Source organism: Paraburkholderia caledonica, assembly GCF_000383275.1.
Taxonomy (GTDB): Bacteria; Pseudomonadota; Gammaproteobacteria; order Burkholderiales; family Burkholderiaceae; genus Paraburkholderia; species Paraburkholderia caledonica.
On record NZ_KB911039.1, the window covers coordinates 136206 to 152421 of the forward strand.

A 16216-nucleotide genomic window follows, 5' to 3' on the forward strand; every position below is an offset into this window, starting at 1 on the left:
ACGTGTTATTGCGTTTTGGTCGTGCCGGTCTTTGCGCCGTCAGCGCTCACCGGCGCATTGCTGGCCTCTTGCGCGCCGTCCGTTTTCTTGTTCGCTGCGCTGGAGTCGGCCGGAGTCTTCTTCACGGCGTTGTGCTTCTTCACAGTGTGTTTGGAAGACGTCTTCACATGCGACTTCGCGGTCGTGCCCGAAGGTGCTTTCGCGTGAGTGGTGGTGTCATTCGACGCGCCGGTTTGCACGGCGGTGCTTGCCTTGAGATTCGCCTGGCCCGCGGGCTGCGTTGCTTCGGACGGTGCCGGTGCGGCAGTCTGAGCGAAGGCGGTTGACACGAGCAGAGCGGAAGCGAGAGCGGCGAAAAGCGTCTTCATGGTGTGACTCCTTGTTAAACCGGTGGATTCCTGCGAGCTTCTGTTTCGCGGCTGGATTTATTCAGCGCTGCCGGTTTAACGCAGCCGGGAAGACAGCAGTTGACGATGTTCTGGTGACAAAACGTAACGGCAGAAACATATCGGGCTGCTGACTACTCTTCCGGCCTTCGTGCTCTCGACGATTTAAGACGTCAAACGTTAGTTGAATGGATTGTCCACGACACCCGGTTTCGCGTCTGGCTCGTCTTTCACTTTAGCGGGCAGTCCCGGATGCGCCTGCAAAGCTGCGACGATTGCATCCACCGCTTCCTTCAATGCGAGCGCAGCCTTCAGCCCTCGCTGGTCTTGCGTCAGTTCGAGCGTGCCGTTCAGCACGACGCGCTTCGTGCCGTTGTTCACGGTCATTGCGTCGCCCTGAAGGTTGAGTACGTCGTCGTCGTTCGAATAGGGTTTAAACACCTTTGAGTCCTCCCGGTCGCTGATCTTTGAGGTTCTCCGGAATGCCCGGAAAGCGAATGCCCGATGCTGCTTCGAGTTCGTGAATCGTTCTGATTTCGTAGCGATTCGTCGACACATTGTCGACCACTACCGCGAACGCGAGTTGCCGCGAAGGTACGTAGACGACCTTGAACAACTGCGTTGGAACGAACACGCGCGTGGGACCGATCGTCTGGAGTTGCTGACCGCTGAACATCGGACCCGTGACGACATACGTGTCCTCATAGGCCGTCGCGATTTTGCGCACCGACGTTTCAATGCGCGCCCACAGCCGTTGATTGTTTTCGCGATTTTGCGGCACGATGTTCGCGAGCGAAAACGATTGTGCCATCGCCTGCTCATTCCAGCGATTTCCCGCAGGGCTCATATGTCCGCGGTCGAAGCCGCTGCGCTTGTAGTCGGCGAGCGTTGCGCCTTCGCCGTCTGGCAAGCGCGCGTCTTCGAAGAACTTGTTGGTGCGCACCATGTCTTTGGCGGCTTCAATATGATCGCGCGTCAAATGTTCGGCGGACCACAATGGACCGTGTGTAATGCCCGAATGCATGACGGCGAAATCGCTATAGCAAAGCATGCGCGTTTTGGGCGCCATCTTCTGATTGGTCAGAACGGGCCATTGCGCATTAGGTGTGAACTGGGTGCAGGAAGGCGCGGCCGTTGCGTGAGCGGCAACTGCAACGAGCAGACAGGCGAACCACTTCTTCATGGGTTAATCGGTGAAAAGAGAGGGGCGCAAAGTATAGCGTCGAGCGTGATGATCGAGCGATGTAAAAGAGCGGGGGAGAGCGTAGCGAAGAACGGCAATGTGACGGTCGCGCGCCGGAACCGGCACGTGACGCGACGTCGCACAGGCAAAAAAAATGGGCCGCCTTGCGGCGACCCTAATGCGTGGACTTCCGACACTACGCACGCAAACTTAAGACAAGCTTAAATGCGTGCGTCGCGGAAAACGGTCCGTCAATCGGCGAAAGGGAACAGTGCAGAGTGGTAAGCCGACGGATTTCGCACGCGCGCCTTGCGACGCGCGTGCGGGAACATCGACCGAGTGGAAAGGGTGCTGGAATTAATTGCCGAACACGCTGTTTTCGGCGCGCACGTTTTGACGATCGACGGCTTGCAAGCGCCAGAAGCCGCTTGTCGGCGCGCGGTTGCGCACGGCCGTCCACGCTGCGTCGCCTTGGGCGGCGCTCACGCGCTGCTTACGGTCGACATGTAATCCACGTAGCGTACACAACGGTGCGTCCGTGCTCGGCGCGCAAAGTGTCGTCACGCCACCTTCGTCGCGTAATTCGCCCCACGGGGGCAGATCGATCCCTTGATGCGCTTCTCTCGACCACCGGCGTTGGTCGGTGTCGAGCCATAGCACAGCGTAGTCGTGACTGACGGTGGGATCGGAACCGTTGATAAGGATGGTCAGGCGCATATCAGTTCCGTGCAAAGTACTCAGAATTGCTTTAACAGTCTATGTCGCGACGCCGGTTATTCAAGGCAAATGGTAAGACTTGTGCACGAAAATACGGACGCCGCATGTACACGGCTGTACCATGTTCGCGTCGCGATCCGGCCTCCGCTTTTTACCGCGCTATCTTGCTTCTTCGTTGCCGCTGCACCGATCCTGGAGACGTGTCATGCAGCATCAATTTCTGCGTTTTGTGGCGCTGGCCGCGTGCATAAGCGCGGCGCCGGCGCCTGGTTTTGCAGCGGATAAAGCGTCGTTCGCCGAGCCTGCGCCGATCGTCTACGTGTCGGATTTCGAGCTGGACGTTGCGAACGTTGCGCCGGACAGTGGCCCCGGCCAACGCGTGCGCCGTCTGCGCGGATTATTGCCAGGCGGGCCGGGACCGTTGGACCGCAACGCGAATCCGCAGGAGCACGCAAAGAACATCGTCGACGAAATGGCGGAGGCGCTCACGGCCGATCTGCGCGAAGGCGGCGTCGACGCACGGCGCATCGCGCCCGGTCAAACTTCGCCGGCTGCGGGCTGGCAAGTGCGCGGTGTCTTCCTGAGCGTCGACGACGGCAACCGTCTGCGGCGTGCCATGGTCGGTCTGGGCACCGGTCAGACTGACATTCAGGTCGCCGTGTCATGCGACAGTCTTGCATCGGCGAGTTTGCCGCCTCTCTATGAAGCCGTGGAAGAGGCCGACAGCAAGCACGGGCCGGGCGCTGCCATCAAACTCAATCCGTATGTGATCGCAGCGAAGTTCGTCATGGCAAGCGGCGACGAGAAGAAGACGATCAAGAAAACGGCTCAACAGATTTCCGATGCCGTCATCGCCAGGCTTCACGCCGCTGCGCCGTGATGGTCAGGCGAGATCCAGCGGCGCGGTCAAATCGCCGAGGGGCGCCAAACCGTTCTTTGCGAACGCACGATCGCGGGCCACGACGCCGTCGAGCGGCGCCAGTCCATGCACGCGGCTGATCAGGCGAAGAATCGAGTTCGTGTCGTACACGGTGTGATCGACATAGCCTTTTTTGGCGAGCGGTGAAATGACAAGCGCCGGAATCCGCGAGCCTGGACCCCAGCGGTCGCCATTCGGCGGCGCGACCGGATCCCACCAGCCGCCGTTTTCGTCGACGGTGACGATCACGACCGTATTGGCCCATTGCGGGCCCTTCTGGATATGCTCGATCACAGTTGAGATGTGCCGGTCGCCGGATTCGACGTCCGCGTAGCCGGCGTGCATATTCAGATCGCCCTGCGGCTTGTAGAACGTTACCGCGGGCAGACGTCCCGCGTCGATGTCGGCGATCAGGCGGTTGGTCGATGCGTCGCTGCCGAGGCCCGCATCGCGCAGATATTTACGCCGCGCGGCCGTGCCAGGCGCGTAGTTGGCGAAATAGTTGAACGGCTGGTGGTGATACTGGAAGTCGGGCACGGCACCTGTGTCCTGATGTTCCAGCGCATATTGCCAGGCCCCGCTGTACCACGCCCAATCCACGCCCTTGTCCGTGAGACGGTCGCCAATCGTCGCGTAATTCTGCGGTCGCAGCACCCGCGGATTCGACGCATCCGCGAAAGCCGGGTTGCCGCCTTCCGCCGGGCGCACGTTGCTCGGCTGGTATGGCGGTGCCATCGTATTCACGGCATAGCCGTCGGCGGTAAATGCGCCGTCGTTCACGAATTTCGGCGGACCGTCGAGTGCCGATGCCGGCGAGTCCGGAGCGAGCTTCAGCCGCGCACCGGTAAGGTCGTCGCCCTCGACCACGGAGACCATCTTTCTCGCCGGGCTGTTGTGCACATCTGGATAGAACGGCGCCTGCGCCGAGATCAGAAAGATGTGGTTCAGCCACGAGCCGCCGAACGCGGCCATGAAAAAGTTATCGCACAGCGTGTATTGCTGAGCGAGGCTCCAGAGCTTGAGCGTATCGGCGGAATTTCGGTAATGCCCCATGACGAGTCCGCCCGAATCGCCCCACGCCGCGAACTGGTTGTTGCGCCCGGCGTTGATCTGCATCTGGTTCTGATAAAAACGATGCACGAGATCGCGCGTGATCACGCCAGTGGGCAACGGCGCGCCTCGCGCGTCGGTCAGGTGGAAAGGCCCATTGCGCAGATTGCCGATGTCTTTCTGGCCGATCATGTAGCGCTTGCCGTCCACTTCCTGCGCCTGCGGCACCAGGCCGCCCCAGATGGCAGGCAGGCGCGGCATCGGCGTCTTGCCGTCGCGGTCGAGTTGCAGATATCGCTCGGCAGTTACTTTATCGAGCGGATGCTGGATGCCTGGGAAGTTGCCATACAGGTTGGCGAAGCTGCGGTTCTCCGCGTAGATCACCACGATCTGCTTGACCTGGTCGTGCAACGCGGCGTCGAGCCGTAAGTCCGCGGCGGTACGCGGTGCCACTTCGCTCGCAGCCTGTCCGGTCTTGCAGCCGGTCAGTGCAAGCCCGATGCCGACGGCCGCGAGGCCGGTAAGAACACGGCGGCGTTCAGGATTGTGCGGATCGTCTGCGGCGCTGGAGGCGTTGTCTGAGCTACCGGGGTTCGGCGGCAGGGAGAAGTCGTGGTCTGTCATCGGTCGGTTCCGAAGTGTGCGTGGCGAGCGCTCAGGTGCGGCTCGGGGCGGCGCGCAAAACGCCGGCGGAAGCTACGATTCGTTGCGGATACGGCTGGACGTGCAGGCGAACTACTGCGTCAAGAGATGCGGCGGGTTTTCCAGCTAAGGCAGTCGGCGTTTGACCCGCCAACTATTGTGCGTTGCATCGACGGCGAGCAGCAGCCAATGTCTCGCGTTGACGGGGTGGCGTTTCTGCGTCGCATAACCGTCTACCGTCAGTTCGAGTTCGTCGTGCGCTCGCAAATGACAGGTGGCATTAGCGCCGGAGCCGTCTGCAAACTCGACGACCGCGACCACCGCAGCGGCCGTTCGCTCCGACTTCGGCAAGTGCGCTATGTGCACCGCACACCCAGGATAGAGATGCGAATCGGCAACCTGAATCTGCACGGAATCAGACATGAGCGTGGCCTCCGGACGCTTGTGCGGAACGAAGGCGCGGCAGCGGGGCCTCGCGCAGCGGACCGCATCAAAGCATAGCACCGCAAAGACGCTATGATGCTGATCTGACCTCGATGAACAGCAGAAAACGGCAGCCAAGATGGCAAAAGAAGAGCAGACAGGAGCGGGACGCAAGCAGGCAAAGCCACGCGCTATGGCGGCGCCGGCTTCGCATCACGACGAGATGTCGTCGGCGCAAAAAGGCGGCGCCGATTCGACTGATTCGATCCGTTCCACCCCCAACACCGCCAGCACCGCGAATGCCGACGAAGACAGCGCCGGCGGCTCGACGTATCTGGTGCCGGGCCTGGAGCGCGGGCTGCGCATTCTCTCGGAATTCAGCGCACGCGAGCCGGTACTGGGCGCGCCGGAGTTGTCGAAGCGCATCGGCATTCCGCGCACTACCACCTTCCGCTTATTGCAGACGCTCGAAGCGCTCGGTTTTCTGGAGCGCGTCAACGGCGACCGTTACTTCCGCCTGAGCGTCGCCGTGCTACGCCTCGGCTTCGAATATCTGAATTCCCTGGAATTGACCGACGTCGGCACGCCGATTCTCGAACGTCTGCGCGACGCGACGGGCCTGAGTTCGCATCTGTTGATCCGCGATCAACGCGACGTGGTGTTCGTCGGCAAAGCGCAAACCCATGAGCCGATGTTCAGTTCGGTGAAAGTGCACGTCGGCACGCGTTTGCCCGCGCATGCCACTGTCCACGGTCAGGTGCTGATGGGCGACCTTACGTTCGATGAGTTGCGCCAGTTGTATCCCGAACCGCAACTGGAGCGTTACACCGAGCGCACGCCGGCCACCGTCGAAGAGTTGTATGGAAGAGTGCGCGAAAGCGCGGCGCTCGGCTATGCGCTGAGCGAGGCGTCGTTCGAGCGCGGCATCTCCGTGGTGAGCGCGCCGGTGCGCGATCAGAGCGGCAAGATCGCGGCCGCGTTGACCGTCACGATCCCGCGTTCCGATCTCGGCGAGACCGAAGAACGCGAGCGGCTCGTTACCGCCGTTTGCCAGGCCGCGCTCGAGTTGTCCGAGCGGCTCGGCCACCGTCCGCGCGCCGACGAACCGACGGTGATGCAAGCTCGCCGCAAACCCGTCGCGGCGAGCTAGTTCCGAGTTTCAGATCAGAACGAGTGGTGGATACCGGTCAGGATGATCGTCTGGTTCCGGCCACTCGACACACCCGCCGTGAAGAATGCGGCGTCGGTATTGGACCCCGCGCGCTCGTACAAAGCATTCACGTACAACTGCGTCGATTTCGACAGCGCATAAATGTCGCCGATTTCAAACTGCGTCCAGCGGTGGCCGGCCAGCGTTGTGGTCGCGGCGCCCCCGGCTACGCTGTTAAACGGCGTGAACTGATAATTCGCACCGACGTCGTAGCTCTGATACGTGTCCGAATGTCCAGCCGACTCCAGCTTGACCCGCGTGTACAAGCCATGCACGAGCAGCTTGCCGAACTGGTATGACGCGCCCGCGCCCATGTTCTGCACCTTGTCGGCGCTGTAGTTCGCCGCCGCCACGCCCTGAAAATTCGTAATGCCGGTCGTCACGATCGACGGCGTTCGATTGTGCTCGTTCGCATACGTTGCGCCGGCCTTGAACGGACCGTTCGCATAGCTAAGCGCAAAACTCAACGTCTTGCCGGTCGAGAAGTTGGTCGTGTTGCCGAGGCCCATCATCGCGCCGACTGAAAAGCCGTTGAAACTCGCAGATCGGAACTTCACCGAGTTGTCGAACGGCACGACACCCGTGTCCGCGAGTTCGTCGATATTGCCAGGGTGGAACGCGTACCAGCTGGCGGCGAGATAAGCGGTGCTCAGCGGACCCAGCACATCGAAGCTGAACGGTGTCTGATGGCCGAGTGTCACTGTCCCGATCTTGTCCGAGCTCAGACCGACGAACGCCTGGCGATTGAACAGCGTGCCCGCCTTGGCGAAGGCTCCGGTGTTCGTATAAAAGCCGTTCTCCAACTGAAAGATCGTCTTCAGACCGCCGCCGAGATCCTCTACACCCTTCAAACCCCAGCGGTCCGGCTGCATGTTGCCCTGTTCCTCGATCCACTTCGTGTGGCCGCCGACATTGCTGATATACGCGATCCCGGCATCCAGGCTGCCGTATAGCGTCACTCTGCTCTGCGCCCATGCGCCTGTGGTTGCGCAGACTGCCGTCAAGCCGGCTGCAATGATGTGCTTCACCGTTGGTTCTCCTGATCACACGACCGAATCGCTCGCACGAATCCGACGTCCCTGATCCTTTGCTGTGGGTTGATGCAGCTTGGGTTTATGCGCCAAAACTGCTACGCTTTGTGTTCCACCTATGGGCGTTTGTATCGCCTATGGAAAAGTATAGTGACTTCAAAAGCGATCAAAATAAATTTTCGGTGTCCGTAGAAACCCGCATCTGCACTCAGCTTTCTCAGCCTTAAAAGCGCTCAAAGCGCCGTGCCATAAGCCGCAGCGAGCTGGGCCGTCCGTCCTCGCGATACTCACAATGATGTGTTGCAGATGCCACACATAGTGTTTTCCCCTAACTCTCCAGATTTTTATTTTTTCCCGCCGACGACACTCCTATAATTATCCATACACGAACTGATGTTCCTTATGTGGAACACAGTGCTTCAGGAGAAGGCGAGAAATGACTGAACAATGGCGCTGCGCCGGCCATGCCGGCGACCTGTCCGAAGATGCGCCGCTCGAGTTCAAGCTCGACGGCACGGAGATCGGCATCTACAAGGTGGGCGATGCGCTGTATGCGCTCGAAAACGTCTGCCCCCATGCGTACGCGCTGCTGACGCAGGGTTTTGTCGACGGCGACACCGTCGAATGCCCGCTGCACGAAGCCGTATTCCATATCCCGACGGGCAAGTGCTTGAAAGAGCCCGGCGGCCGCGACCTGAAGATGTATTCGGTCCGCCTTGCCGGCGAAGAAATCCAGATCAAGGTGGAATGACATGCGAGAGGTAGCCGTGAACTTCAATCCCTTCCTGAAGCCGTGGCTTGCGCCGCAGCCGAACAACGTCGCTGGCAAGGGCGTCATCGAAAAGCCGGGCGAGACGGAAAACTTTATCTGGCAAACGCGCAAGGCCGAGCCGACGCAATACGAAAACGACTTCGGCGATGCGCTCGAAAAAGTCTTTGAAGCGGGCGCGGTGGAGTTGCAGGAAGTCGTCGACGGTTTGAACGGCATTGGCTTCCGCACGCCGGAAGGCAACGCGTGGAGCGCCGATCGCCTCGCCGCCGAATTCCGCCTGCTCGCCGAATAAGCGCGCTTTTCCGAACACGTTTCCTCGCATCCGCATCCGGAGTCTCTTCATGACGTCCCCCGCTACAAGTCAACACGCGGCCGATCCGATCCAGTCGTATCTGGACCGCGGTCTGCGCAATTACTGGTATCCCGTCGCGCCGAGCTGGCAAGTCGGCGACGCGCCGGTCGGCATTACCCGCCTCGGCGATCAGATCGTTCTGTGGCGCGACAAGGAAGGCAAAGTCCACGCGCTCGAAGACCGCTGCCCGCATCGCGGCGCGCGTCTGTCGCTCGGCTGGAACCTCGGCGGCAGCGTCGCGTGCTGGTATCACGGCATTGAAATCAACGGTGGCGGCACGGTTACCAAGGTGCCGGCCGTGTCGGCATGTCCGCTAGAAGGCCAGAAGTGCGTGAAGTCGTATCCGGTGGAAGAACATGCGGGCGCGATCTTCCTGTGGTTCGGCGACGACGCGCACAAGGAACCCGCACCGCTCAAGCTGCCGGAGGAACTGGTCGGCGACGAATACGCGAGCTTTCTTTGCATGTCGAACTGGAAGTGCAATTACCAGTACGCCATCGACAACGTCATGGACCCGATGCACGGCGCCTATCTGCATGCAACGTCGCATTCGATGGCCGAAGGCGATAAGCAGGCCGACATGCGTGTGCGAAAAACCGAAACGGGCTTGATGTTCGAAAAGGTCGGCCAGCGCGACGTGAACTTTGACTGGGTCGAACTCGGCGAAACCGGTTGCCTGTGGATGCGCCTCGCGATTCCGTACAAGAAGAAGTTCGGTCCCGGCGGCAACTTCGGGATCATCGGCTTCGCCGTTCCGGTCGACGAAAACAACTGCCAGGTTTATTTCTGGCGTACCCGCAAGGTGCAGGGCTGGCAGCGCGACGCATGGCGCTTTATGTATCGCAATCGCCTGGAAGGCCTGCACTGGGCCGTGCTCGAGCAAGACCGCTATGTGCTCGAAAGCATGGCGCCGAATGCGCGCGAGCACGAATTCCTTTATCAGCACGACGTCGGCATGACGCGAGTGCGCCGCATGTTGCGCCAGCGTGCGCAACAGGACTTCGCCGCACTCGAAGCGCATCGCGCCGAAGCCGCGCAGTCGGCTCAAACCGGCTCCGCGCAAACCGAAGCAGCAGGCCACAGCCATGCATAAGGACGCGTCCGCGACGCTCAATGGCCGGCGTGTCCTTGTGACGGGCGGTGCGCGCGGCCTCGGCGCGGCGTTTGTGCGCGCGCTGGTGCAAGCCGGCGCTCAGGTCGTATTCGGCGACGTGCTGCACGAAGAAGGGCGCGCGCTGGCTGCATCGCTCGCGGGGCAAGGTCACGCGGCGATCTATCTTCCGCTCGACCTCGCCGATCCCGAAAGCATCAAGCAATTTGCGGAACAAGGTGCGTCGCGACTCGGCGGAATCGACGCGCTGATCAACAACGCGGCCATCACGAATTCGGGCGGCAAGTTTGCCGACGAATTATCCGTCGATACCTGGGACGCCGTAATGAATGTGAACGTGCGCGGCACCTGGTTGATGAGTACGGCCGTACTGCCATATCTGCGCGACTCGGGACGCGGCAGCATTGTCAACATCGCTTCTGACACAGCAATGTGGGGCGCGCCGAAGCTGCTCGCCTATGTGGCGAGCAAAGGCGCAGTGATCTCGATGACGCGCTCGCTCGCCCGCGAATTCGGCGCGCATCAAGTGACAGTCAACGCAATTGCGCCTGGCCTCACCGAAGTCGAAGCGACCGCGTATGTGCCGGCCGAACGTCACGAGTATTACCTGCAAGGCCGCGCGCTGACGCGTGCGCAGGTGCCCGACGACGTCACCGGGCCCGTGCTGTTCCTGTTGTCCGATGCCGCGCGCTTCGTGACCGGCCAGTTGCTGCCGGTCAACGGCGGCTTTGTGATGAATTGATCTTGTCGAATCCAAAGGAGAAAGAGATGGCTGACGCCGATATCGAACGCAAGTCGTGGGAACAACCTGCGGACGCGAGCTTTGCCCAGTGGCTGGACAGCCGCGTCGCGCGCCTGGAAACGCGCCGCTACGACTGGGACGCGCTGAAGTTTCAGGCCGACTACGACCCGAAGTATCGCCGCGCGCAAATGCGCTATGTCGGCACCGGCGGCACCGGCGTAGCGAAGGACATGAATACGGTGCCCGCAGGCGGCTTCACGTTTTCGACGATGGTGATTCCGGCCGGCAATATCGGACCCAGTCATATTCATATGGACGTCGAAGAAATTTTCTTCGTGCTGCGCGGCAAGATGAAAGTGGTCTGCGAAAAGGATGGCGAAACGTGGGAAGCCGTGCTCGGCGAGCGCGATCTGATCTCGGTGCCGCCGGGCGTGTATCGCACGGAAATCAACGTCGGCGAGGAAGACGCGTTGATGTGCGTGATGCTCGGTTCGCCGAAGCCGATCACGCCCACGTATCCGCCGGATTCGCCGCTCGCGAAGCTCAAGCGCTAAGTCGTCCCTGTACAAATACCACGAAGGAAATCATGTCCGCAGTCCCGTCCGCCGACGTCGATGCAAACGCCACGCTCGAAGCGCGCCTTGCGCGCTTTCCGGCGCGGCAGATCGAACTGGCGAAACAACGTGTGCTGAGCTATCGCGAAGCGGACGGCGCCGCTGCAAACGACGCGTTGCCGCTCGTCCTGCTGCACGGCATCGGATCGGGCGCGGCTTCGTGGGTACAGCAACTCGAAGCGCTGGGCGCAAACCGCCGCGTGCTTGCATGGGACGCGCCTGGTTATGGGATGTCCACGCCGGTAGCGCCGGAGTCGCCTGTCGCCGCCGACTACGCAAGCGTCCTGACGGAATGGCTCGACGCACTTCACATTGAACGTTGCGTGCTGGTCGGCCATTCGCTTGGCGCGATCATCGCTGGTGCGTTTGCTGCGGTGCATCCGCAGCGCGTGTCCGGGCTCTTGCTGCTATCGCCGGCGGGCGGTTACGGTGCGGCCTGCGCTGACGTCCGCGAGACGAAGCGCGATCAGCGCCTCGCCATGTTGAACGAACTCGGCCCGCAAGGCCTCGCGGACAAGCGCAGCGCCAACATGTTGTCCTCACACGCAAGCGACGAAGCCCGCACATGGGTGCGCTGGAACATGTCGCGCGTGATTGCTCGGGGTTACGCGCAGGCTACGCATCTGCTTGCCAACGCCGACCTCGCCGCCGACCTCGCGCGCTTCAAAGGCCGCGTCAATGTCGCGGTCGGTGCCGACGACACCATTACGACTCCCGCGACCTGCGAGCGGCTCGCGCTCGTCGCGGGAACCCAATTGCAAGTCGTGCCACGCGCGGGGCACGCCGGCTATATCGAAGCATCTGCCGCGTACACCGCGATCATCGACACGTTCTGCCGCGCAAGCGCCGGACAACGGAGCCAATGAATGACGCCCGACACCATCAACGAGCGTGACGCGGAAGACGACCGCAACGACAGCAGCGCCGACGCGGGTTACCGCGTGCCGGGTCTGGAGCGCGGCCTGAAGATCCTCACGGAGTTTTCGCCTCGCGAGCCGGTGCTCGGCGCTCCGGAATTGTCGCGTCGCTTGAAGATTCCACGCACGACGGTCTTCCGTCTGCTGCAAACGCTCGAATCGCTTGGCTTTCTCGAACGCGCCGATAAGGACCGCAACTACCGGCTCGGCGTCGCGGTGCTGCGCCTCGGCTTCGAATACCTGAGCTCGCTCGAATTGACCGACCTCGGCTTGCCGATCATCGAAGCATTGCGCGACGAAACGGGCCTCACGACGCACATCGTGATTCGCGACGGACGCGATGTCGTATTCGTCGCCAAGGCGCAAAGTCACGCGCCGATTTTCAGTTCCGTGAAAGTGAACGTCGGCACCCGCTTGCCCGCGTATGCAACGACGCACGGCCAGGTGTTGATGGGCGATATGACGCTCGACGAGTTGAAGAAGCTCTATCCCGAGCCGGAACTCGAACGCTTCACGAGGCAGACGCCCGCGACCGTGGAGGACCTCTATGAACGGGTCCGCGACGACGCCCGGCGCGGTTTCGCAATCAGCGAGTCGTCGTTCGAGCGCGGCATTTCGGTGGTCAGCGCGCCGGTGCGCAACGACACCGGGCGCATCGTCGCCGTGATCACGACGACGATTCCGCGCCAGGAGATCGACGCATCGCTGCTCGACAGCGGTCTCGTCGACAAGGTAAGGCGCGCGGCCGACGAACTGTCGCAACGGCTCAACTACCGGCCGGGCAATGCATCGAACGCGGGCAGCAAATACATGAAGGCATTGGGGCTCAAATGATTCGAATCGATCTGAACGGGCAGGTGGCGGTGGTGACGGGCGGCTCGTCCGGCATCGGCCTCGCGACCGCCGAACTGTTCCTGCGAGCCGGCGCGTCGGTTGCGATTTGCGGCCGCGATACCGAGCGTCTTGCGCAAGCCGAGGCAGCATTGAACGCGCAGTTTCCTGGCGCGCAACTGCTCGCGCGCCGCTGCGACGTGCTCGACGCCGAAGACGTCAGTGCTTTTGCGCAAGCGGTGCAAGCGCGCTTTGGCCGCGCTGACATGCTGATCAACAACGCGGGCCAGGGCCGCGTGTCGACCTTCGCCGACACGAGCGACGAAGCCTGGCGCGAAGAACTCGACCTCAAGTACTTCAGCGTGATCCGCCCGACCCGCGCGTTTCTGCCGATGCTTCGCGATACAGCCGGCGCCGGCAATAACGCGGCCGTGGTCTGCGTGAACTCGCTGCTCGCGCTGCAACCGGAGCCGCATATGGTGGCCACGTCGTCGGCGCGTGCGGGCGTGCAAAACCTCATCAAGTCCCTCGCGGTGGAACTCGCGCCGCAACGCATCCGCGTCAATTCGATTCTGATCGGTATCGTCGAATCGGGGCAATGGCGTCGCCGTTATGCGAAAGAAGCGCAGCCGGACCAGAGCTGGGAAGACTGGACCGCGGAACTCGCGCGCAAGAAAAACATTCCGCTAGGCCGCTTCGGCAAGCCCGAAGAAGCCGCTCAAGCGCTCTTTTATCTGGCTACGACGCTGTCGTCCTACACGACAGGCAGTCACATCGATGTTTCTGGAGGCGTTGCACGACATGTCTAACAAAACCACCGTTGGCGAACTGATCGCCGCTTTTCTCGAGCAATGCGGCGTGAAAACCGCATTCGGCGTGATCTCGATTCACAACATGCCGATCCTCGACGCGATCCACAACCGCGGCAAGATTCGCTACGTCGGCGCGCGCGGCGAAGCCGGTGCCGTGAACATGGCCGACGGTCTTGCACGCGTTTCCGGCGGCCTAGGTGTGGCGTTCACCAGCACGGGCACCGCAGCGGGCAACGCAGCGGGCGCGATGGTCGAAGCGCTGACTGCGGGCACCGCGCTGCTACACGTGACCGGTCAGATCGAGACCGAATATCTCGACAAGGATCTCGCCTACATTCACGAAGCGCCTGACCAGTTGTCGATGCTCCAGTCGATTTCGAAAGCTGCGTATCGCGTGCGTTCCGTCGAAACCGCATTGCCGACGATCCGCGAAGCCGTGCGCGTCGCGCAAACGGCGCCGAGCGGTCCGGTGAGCGTCGAGATTCCCATCGATATTCAAGCCGCTGAAATTGAATGGCCCGCGGATCTGGCCGCGCCGCATATCACCACGCTCACGCATTGCAGCCAGCGTGTCGCGCGACTCGCGGATCAACTGGCGAACGCAAAGCGTCCGCTGTTGTGGCTGGGCGGCGGCGCGCGGCATGCGGCAAAAGCGGTGGAACGCCTCGTCGCGCTGGGCTTTGGTGTGGTGACGAGCGTGCAGGGCCGCGGCGTATTGCCGGAAGATCATCCGGCCACGCTCGGCGCGTTCAACGTGCATCCGGCGGTCGAAAGTTTCTACAAGACTTGCGACGCGTTGGTTGTCGTCGGCTCACGTCTGCGTGGCAATGAAACGCTGAAGTACAAGCTCGCCCTGCCGCAGCCGCTCTATCGCATCGATGCCGACGCGCTCGCCGACAACCGCGGCTATCGCAACGAGATGTTCGTTCACGGCGATGCGTCGGCAGTGCTTGAAGAACTCGCTACGCTACTGGAAGGCCGCCTGAAGGTCGATCCCGCGTTCGCGCAAGACCTGGCCTCGGCACGCGAAAGCGCCGTCGCCGATGTGGGCAAGGGCCTCGGTCCGTACAAGCGCCTCGTCGACGCGCTGCAGGAAGCAGTGGGCCGCGACTACAACTGGGTGCGCGACGTCACGATCTCGAACAGCACGTGGGGCAACCGCATGCTGAAGATCTTTTCGCCGCGCGCGGGCGTGCATGCGTTGGGCGGTGGCATCGGTCAGGGCATGCAGATGGGTATCGGCGCGGCGCTCGCGAACAGCGCGTCGAAAACCGTGTGCCTCGTCGGCGATGGCGGCTTGATGGTGAACGTCGGCGAACTCGCAACGGCTGTGCAGGAAAACGCCAACGTCATGATCGTGCTGATGAACGACCAATGCTACGGCGTGATCCGCAACATTCAGGATGCGCAATACGGTGGCCGCCGCTGCTACGTCGATCTGCATCAGCCGGACTTCGCGCAGTTCTGCGACAGCCTGAAGCTCACGCACTACCGGATCAAATCGCTCGATCAGGCCGACGCGATCATCCGCGAAGGCATGGCGAAGACCGGACCGGTGCTGGTCGAAGTGGACATGCTGTCGGTCGGCTCGTTCGCGACCGCTTTCGCGGGGCCGCCGGTCAAGGAAGAGGAGCCGGAACATGCGTGAAGCGGGCTACGCGGGGCACCACGCTCCCGTCGACGTCGCGATGATCGGCTTCGGCGCGATCGGCCAGGCGGTGTATCGCTCGGTCGCAGCCGATCCGACGGTGCGCGTGTCGCACGTGATCGTGCCGGAGCGTCATATGAATTCGGTGCGCGAAGTGGTCGGCTCGACGGTGGACGTGGTGGCTTCAGTGTCCGCATTGAGCAGCCGCCCGCATTTCGCTCTGGAATGCGCCGGTCACAGCGCACTGGTCGATCACGTGGTGCCGCTGTTGAAAGCCGGCACGGACTGCGCGGTGGCGTCGATCGGTGCGTTGTCCGATGTGATGTTGCTCGACGCGTTGTCAGCCGCTGCCGATGAAGGCGACGCGACGTTGACGCTGTTGTCCGGCGCAATCGGCGGAGTCGATGCATTGGCCGCGGCGAAGCTCGGTGGCCTCGACGAAGTGCTGTACACGGGCCGCAAGCCACCCACGGGCTGGCTCGGCACGCCCGCGGAACAGGTCTGCGATCTGAACACGTTGATGGAAGAGAAGGTCATCTTCGAAGGCAGCGCACGAGAAGCGGCGCGGCTTTATCCGAAGAACGCTAACGTTGCGGCGACCATCGCTCTGGCGGGGCTGGGTCTTGACCACACGACAGTTCGACTGATTGCCGATCCGAACGTGACCCGCAATGTGCACCGCATTCTCGCGCGCGGGGCGTTCGGCGAGATGTCGCTGGAAATGTGCGGCAAGCCGCTGCCCGACAACCCCAAGACGTCCGCATTGACTGCGTACAGCGCGATCCGTGCGCTACGCAATCGCGCGGCCCGCTGCGTGATCTAGCGATTTAGACGATTCAAGCCAGCAGCTTGAGTA

Annotated in this window: 19 protein-coding genes; 12 read left to right on the forward strand and 7 right to left on the reverse strand. The window is 62.0% G+C overall.

The annotated features are described in order from the left end of the window. Positions 1-5 precede the first annotated feature (5 nt). The 4 genes from H281_RS0118670 to H281_RS0118685 form a co-directional block, all read right to left on the reverse strand. Positions 6-368 (reverse strand): hypothetical protein, encoded by a 363-nt coding sequence (locus H281_RS0118670; protein WP_020068674.1) that lies wholly within the window; start codon positions 366-368, stop codon positions 6-8. 198 nt (positions 369-566) lie between these two features. Continuing rightward, complete coding sequence (locus H281_RS0118675; RefSeq protein ID WP_020068675.1) at positions 567-827, reverse strand: hypothetical protein; 261 nt, start codon at positions 825-827, stop codon at positions 567-569. Then, entirely contained in the window at positions 820-1569 is a 750-nt protein-coding gene (locus H281_RS0118680) for a DNA/RNA non-specific endonuclease (protein ID WP_020068676.1), read from the reverse strand. Before H281_RS0118680 ends, H281_RS0118675 begins: the two co-directional genes overlap by 8 nt. Before the next feature lie 357 nt (positions 1570-1926). Then, the gene (locus H281_RS0118685; protein ID WP_020068677.1) at positions 1927-2286 is read right to left on the reverse strand and encodes a DUF3564 domain-containing protein; all 360 of its coding nucleotides are present in this window, start codon (positions 2284-2286) and stop codon (positions 1927-1929) included. A gap of 205 nt (positions 2287-2491) precedes the next feature. Here H281_RS0118685 and H281_RS0118690 point away from each other — a divergent pair, with 205 nt between their 5' ends. Continuing rightward, positions 2492-3166: a DUF4410 domain-containing protein gene (locus H281_RS0118690; protein ID WP_020068678.1), complete on the forward strand. Its 675-nt coding sequence runs from the start codon at positions 2492-2494 to the stop codon at positions 3164-3166. A gap of 3 nt (positions 3167-3169) precedes the next feature. On the opposite strand, the gene H281_RS0118695 is transcribed toward H281_RS0118690, so the two are convergent. Next, on the reverse strand, positions 3170-4879 hold the full coding sequence (locus H281_RS0118695; protein WP_020068679.1) for an acid phosphatase: 1710 nt from the start codon (positions 4877-4879) through the stop codon (positions 3170-3172). Positions 4880-5023: 144 nt separating this feature from the next. Next, a complete protein-coding gene (locus H281_RS0118700; protein ID WP_020068680.1) occupies positions 5024-5320 on the reverse strand; it encodes a hypothetical protein in 297 nt (98 codons plus the stop codon). A 139-nt stretch (positions 5321-5459) separates the two neighbouring features. On the opposite strand from H281_RS0118700, the gene H281_RS0118705 reads away from it, so the two are divergent. Next, a complete protein-coding gene (locus H281_RS0118705) occupies positions 5460-6470 on the forward strand; it encodes an IclR family transcriptional regulator (protein ID WP_027804743.1) in 1011 nt (336 codons plus the stop codon). A 14-nt stretch (positions 6471-6484) separates the two neighbouring features. Here H281_RS0118705 and H281_RS0118710 read toward each other — a convergent pair whose 3' ends face one another. Then, the gene (locus H281_RS0118710; RefSeq protein ID WP_020068682.1) at positions 6485-7558 is read right to left on the reverse strand and encodes a porin; all 1074 of its coding nucleotides are present in this window, start codon (positions 7556-7558) and stop codon (positions 6485-6487) included. Between the two features lie 439 nt (positions 7559-7997). Between H281_RS0118710 and H281_RS0118715 the strand changes: the two genes are divergently transcribed. The 10 genes from H281_RS0118715 to H281_RS0118760 are packed head-to-tail and all read left to right on the forward strand — an operon-like array spanning position 7998 to position 16183. Beyond that, complete coding sequence (locus H281_RS0118715) at positions 7998-8312, forward strand: non-heme iron oxygenase ferredoxin subunit (protein ID WP_020068683.1); 315 nt, start codon at positions 7998-8000, stop codon at positions 8310-8312. A gap of 1 nt (position 8313) precedes the next feature. Next, positions 8314-8625, forward strand: a complete 312-nt coding sequence (locus tag H281_RS0118720; RefSeq protein WP_020068684.1) for a recombinase-like helix-turn-helix domain-containing protein — start codon at positions 8314-8316, stop codon at positions 8623-8625. A 49-nt stretch (positions 8626-8674) separates the two neighbouring features. Continuing rightward, positions 8675-9778, forward strand: coding sequence for an aromatic ring-hydroxylating dioxygenase subunit alpha (locus H281_RS0118725; RefSeq protein ID WP_020068685.1), 1104 nt, complete (start codon positions 8675-8677; stop codon positions 9776-9778). Beyond that, positions 9771-10538: an SDR family oxidoreductase gene (locus H281_RS0118730; RefSeq protein ID WP_020068686.1), complete on the forward strand. Its 768-nt coding sequence runs from the start codon at positions 9771-9773 to the stop codon at positions 10536-10538. The genes H281_RS0118725 and H281_RS0118730 overlap by 8 nt, the downstream gene beginning before the upstream one ends. 26 nt (positions 10539-10564) lie before the next feature. Continuing rightward, the gene (locus H281_RS0118735) at positions 10565-11092 is read left to right on the forward strand and encodes a cupin domain-containing protein (protein ID WP_020068687.1); all 528 of its coding nucleotides are present in this window, start codon (positions 10565-10567) and stop codon (positions 11090-11092) included. 32 nt (positions 11093-11124) lie between these two features. Then, entirely contained in the window at positions 11125-12018 is an 894-nt protein-coding gene (locus tag H281_RS0118740) for an alpha/beta fold hydrolase (RefSeq protein ID WP_020068688.1), read from the forward strand. Next, on the forward strand, positions 12019-12903 hold the full coding sequence (locus H281_RS0118745) for an IclR family transcriptional regulator (RefSeq protein ID WP_020068689.1): 885 nt from the start codon (positions 12019-12021) through the stop codon (positions 12901-12903). It abuts the gene before it with no gap. Further along, complete coding sequence (locus H281_RS0118750) at positions 12900-13709, forward strand: SDR family oxidoreductase (protein ID WP_020068690.1); 810 nt, start codon at positions 12900-12902, stop codon at positions 13707-13709. Before H281_RS0118745 ends, H281_RS0118750 begins: the two co-directional genes overlap by 4 nt. Beyond that, the gene (locus tag H281_RS0118755) at positions 13702-15360 is read left to right on the forward strand and encodes a thiamine pyrophosphate-binding protein (RefSeq protein ID WP_027804744.1); all 1659 of its coding nucleotides are present in this window, start codon (positions 13702-13704) and stop codon (positions 15358-15360) included. The genes H281_RS0118750 and H281_RS0118755 overlap by 8 nt, the downstream gene beginning before the upstream one ends. Further along, positions 15353-16183, forward strand: a complete 831-nt coding sequence (locus H281_RS0118760) for an aspartate dehydrogenase (protein ID WP_020068692.1) — start codon at positions 15353-15355, stop codon at positions 16181-16183. Before H281_RS0118755 ends, H281_RS0118760 begins: the two co-directional genes overlap by 8 nt. Positions 16184-16216 lie beyond the last annotated feature (33 nt).

What these genes read in the sequence shown, in the direction of transcription:
- H281_RS0118670 (WP_020068674.1), bottom strand. Translation starts at nt 368, where the DNA reads ATGAAGACGCTTTTCGCCGCTCTCGCTTCCGCTCTGCTCGTGTCAACC.
- H281_RS0118680 (WP_020068676.1), bottom strand. Translation starts at nt 1,569, where the DNA reads ATGAAGAAGTGGTTCGCCTGTCTGCTCGTTGCAGTTGCCGCTCACGCA.
- H281_RS0118685 (WP_020068677.1), bottom strand. Translation starts at nt 2,286, where the DNA reads ATGCGCCTGACCATCCTTATCAACGGTTCCGATCCCACCGTCAGTCAC.
- H281_RS0118690 (WP_020068678.1), top strand. Translation starts at nt 2,492, where the DNA reads ATGCAGCATCAATTTCTGCGTTTTGTGGCGCTGGCCGCGTGCATAAGC.
- H281_RS0118695 (WP_020068679.1), bottom strand. Translation starts at nt 4,879, where the DNA reads ATGACAGACCACGACTTCTCCCTGCCGCCGAACCCCGGTAGCTCAGAC.
- H281_RS0118700 (WP_020068680.1), bottom strand. Translation starts at nt 5,320, where the DNA reads ATGTCTGATTCCGTGCAGATTCAGGTTGCCGATTCGCATCTCTATCCT.
- H281_RS0118705 (WP_027804743.1), top strand. Translation starts at nt 5,460, where the DNA reads ATGGCAAAAGAAGAGCAGACAGGAGCGGGACGCAAGCAGGCAAAGCCA.
- H281_RS0118715 (WP_020068683.1), top strand. Translation starts at nt 7,998, where the DNA reads ATGACTGAACAATGGCGCTGCGCCGGCCATGCCGGCGACCTGTCCGAA.
- H281_RS0118720 (WP_020068684.1), top strand. Translation starts at nt 8,314, where the DNA reads ATGCGAGAGGTAGCCGTGAACTTCAATCCCTTCCTGAAGCCGTGGCTT.
- H281_RS0118725 (WP_020068685.1), top strand. Translation starts at nt 8,675, where the DNA reads ATGACGTCCCCCGCTACAAGTCAACACGCGGCCGATCCGATCCAGTCG.
- H281_RS0118730 (WP_020068686.1), top strand. Translation starts at nt 9,771, where the DNA reads ATGCATAAGGACGCGTCCGCGACGCTCAATGGCCGGCGTGTCCTTGTG.
- H281_RS0118735 (WP_020068687.1), top strand. Translation starts at nt 10,565, where the DNA reads ATGGCTGACGCCGATATCGAACGCAAGTCGTGGGAACAACCTGCGGAC.
- H281_RS0118740 (WP_020068688.1), top strand. Translation starts at nt 11,125, where the DNA reads ATGTCCGCAGTCCCGTCCGCCGACGTCGATGCAAACGCCACGCTCGAA.
- H281_RS0118745 (WP_020068689.1), top strand. Translation starts at nt 12,019, where the DNA reads ATGACGCCCGACACCATCAACGAGCGTGACGCGGAAGACGACCGCAAC.
- H281_RS0118750 (WP_020068690.1), top strand. Translation starts at nt 12,900, where the DNA reads ATGATTCGAATCGATCTGAACGGGCAGGTGGCGGTGGTGACGGGCGGC.
- H281_RS0118755 (WP_027804744.1), top strand. Translation starts at nt 13,702, where the DNA reads ATGTCTAACAAAACCACCGTTGGCGAACTGATCGCCGCTTTTCTCGAG.
- H281_RS0118760 (WP_020068692.1), top strand. Translation starts at nt 15,353, where the DNA reads ATGCGTGAAGCGGGCTACGCGGGGCACCACGCTCCCGTCGACGTCGCG.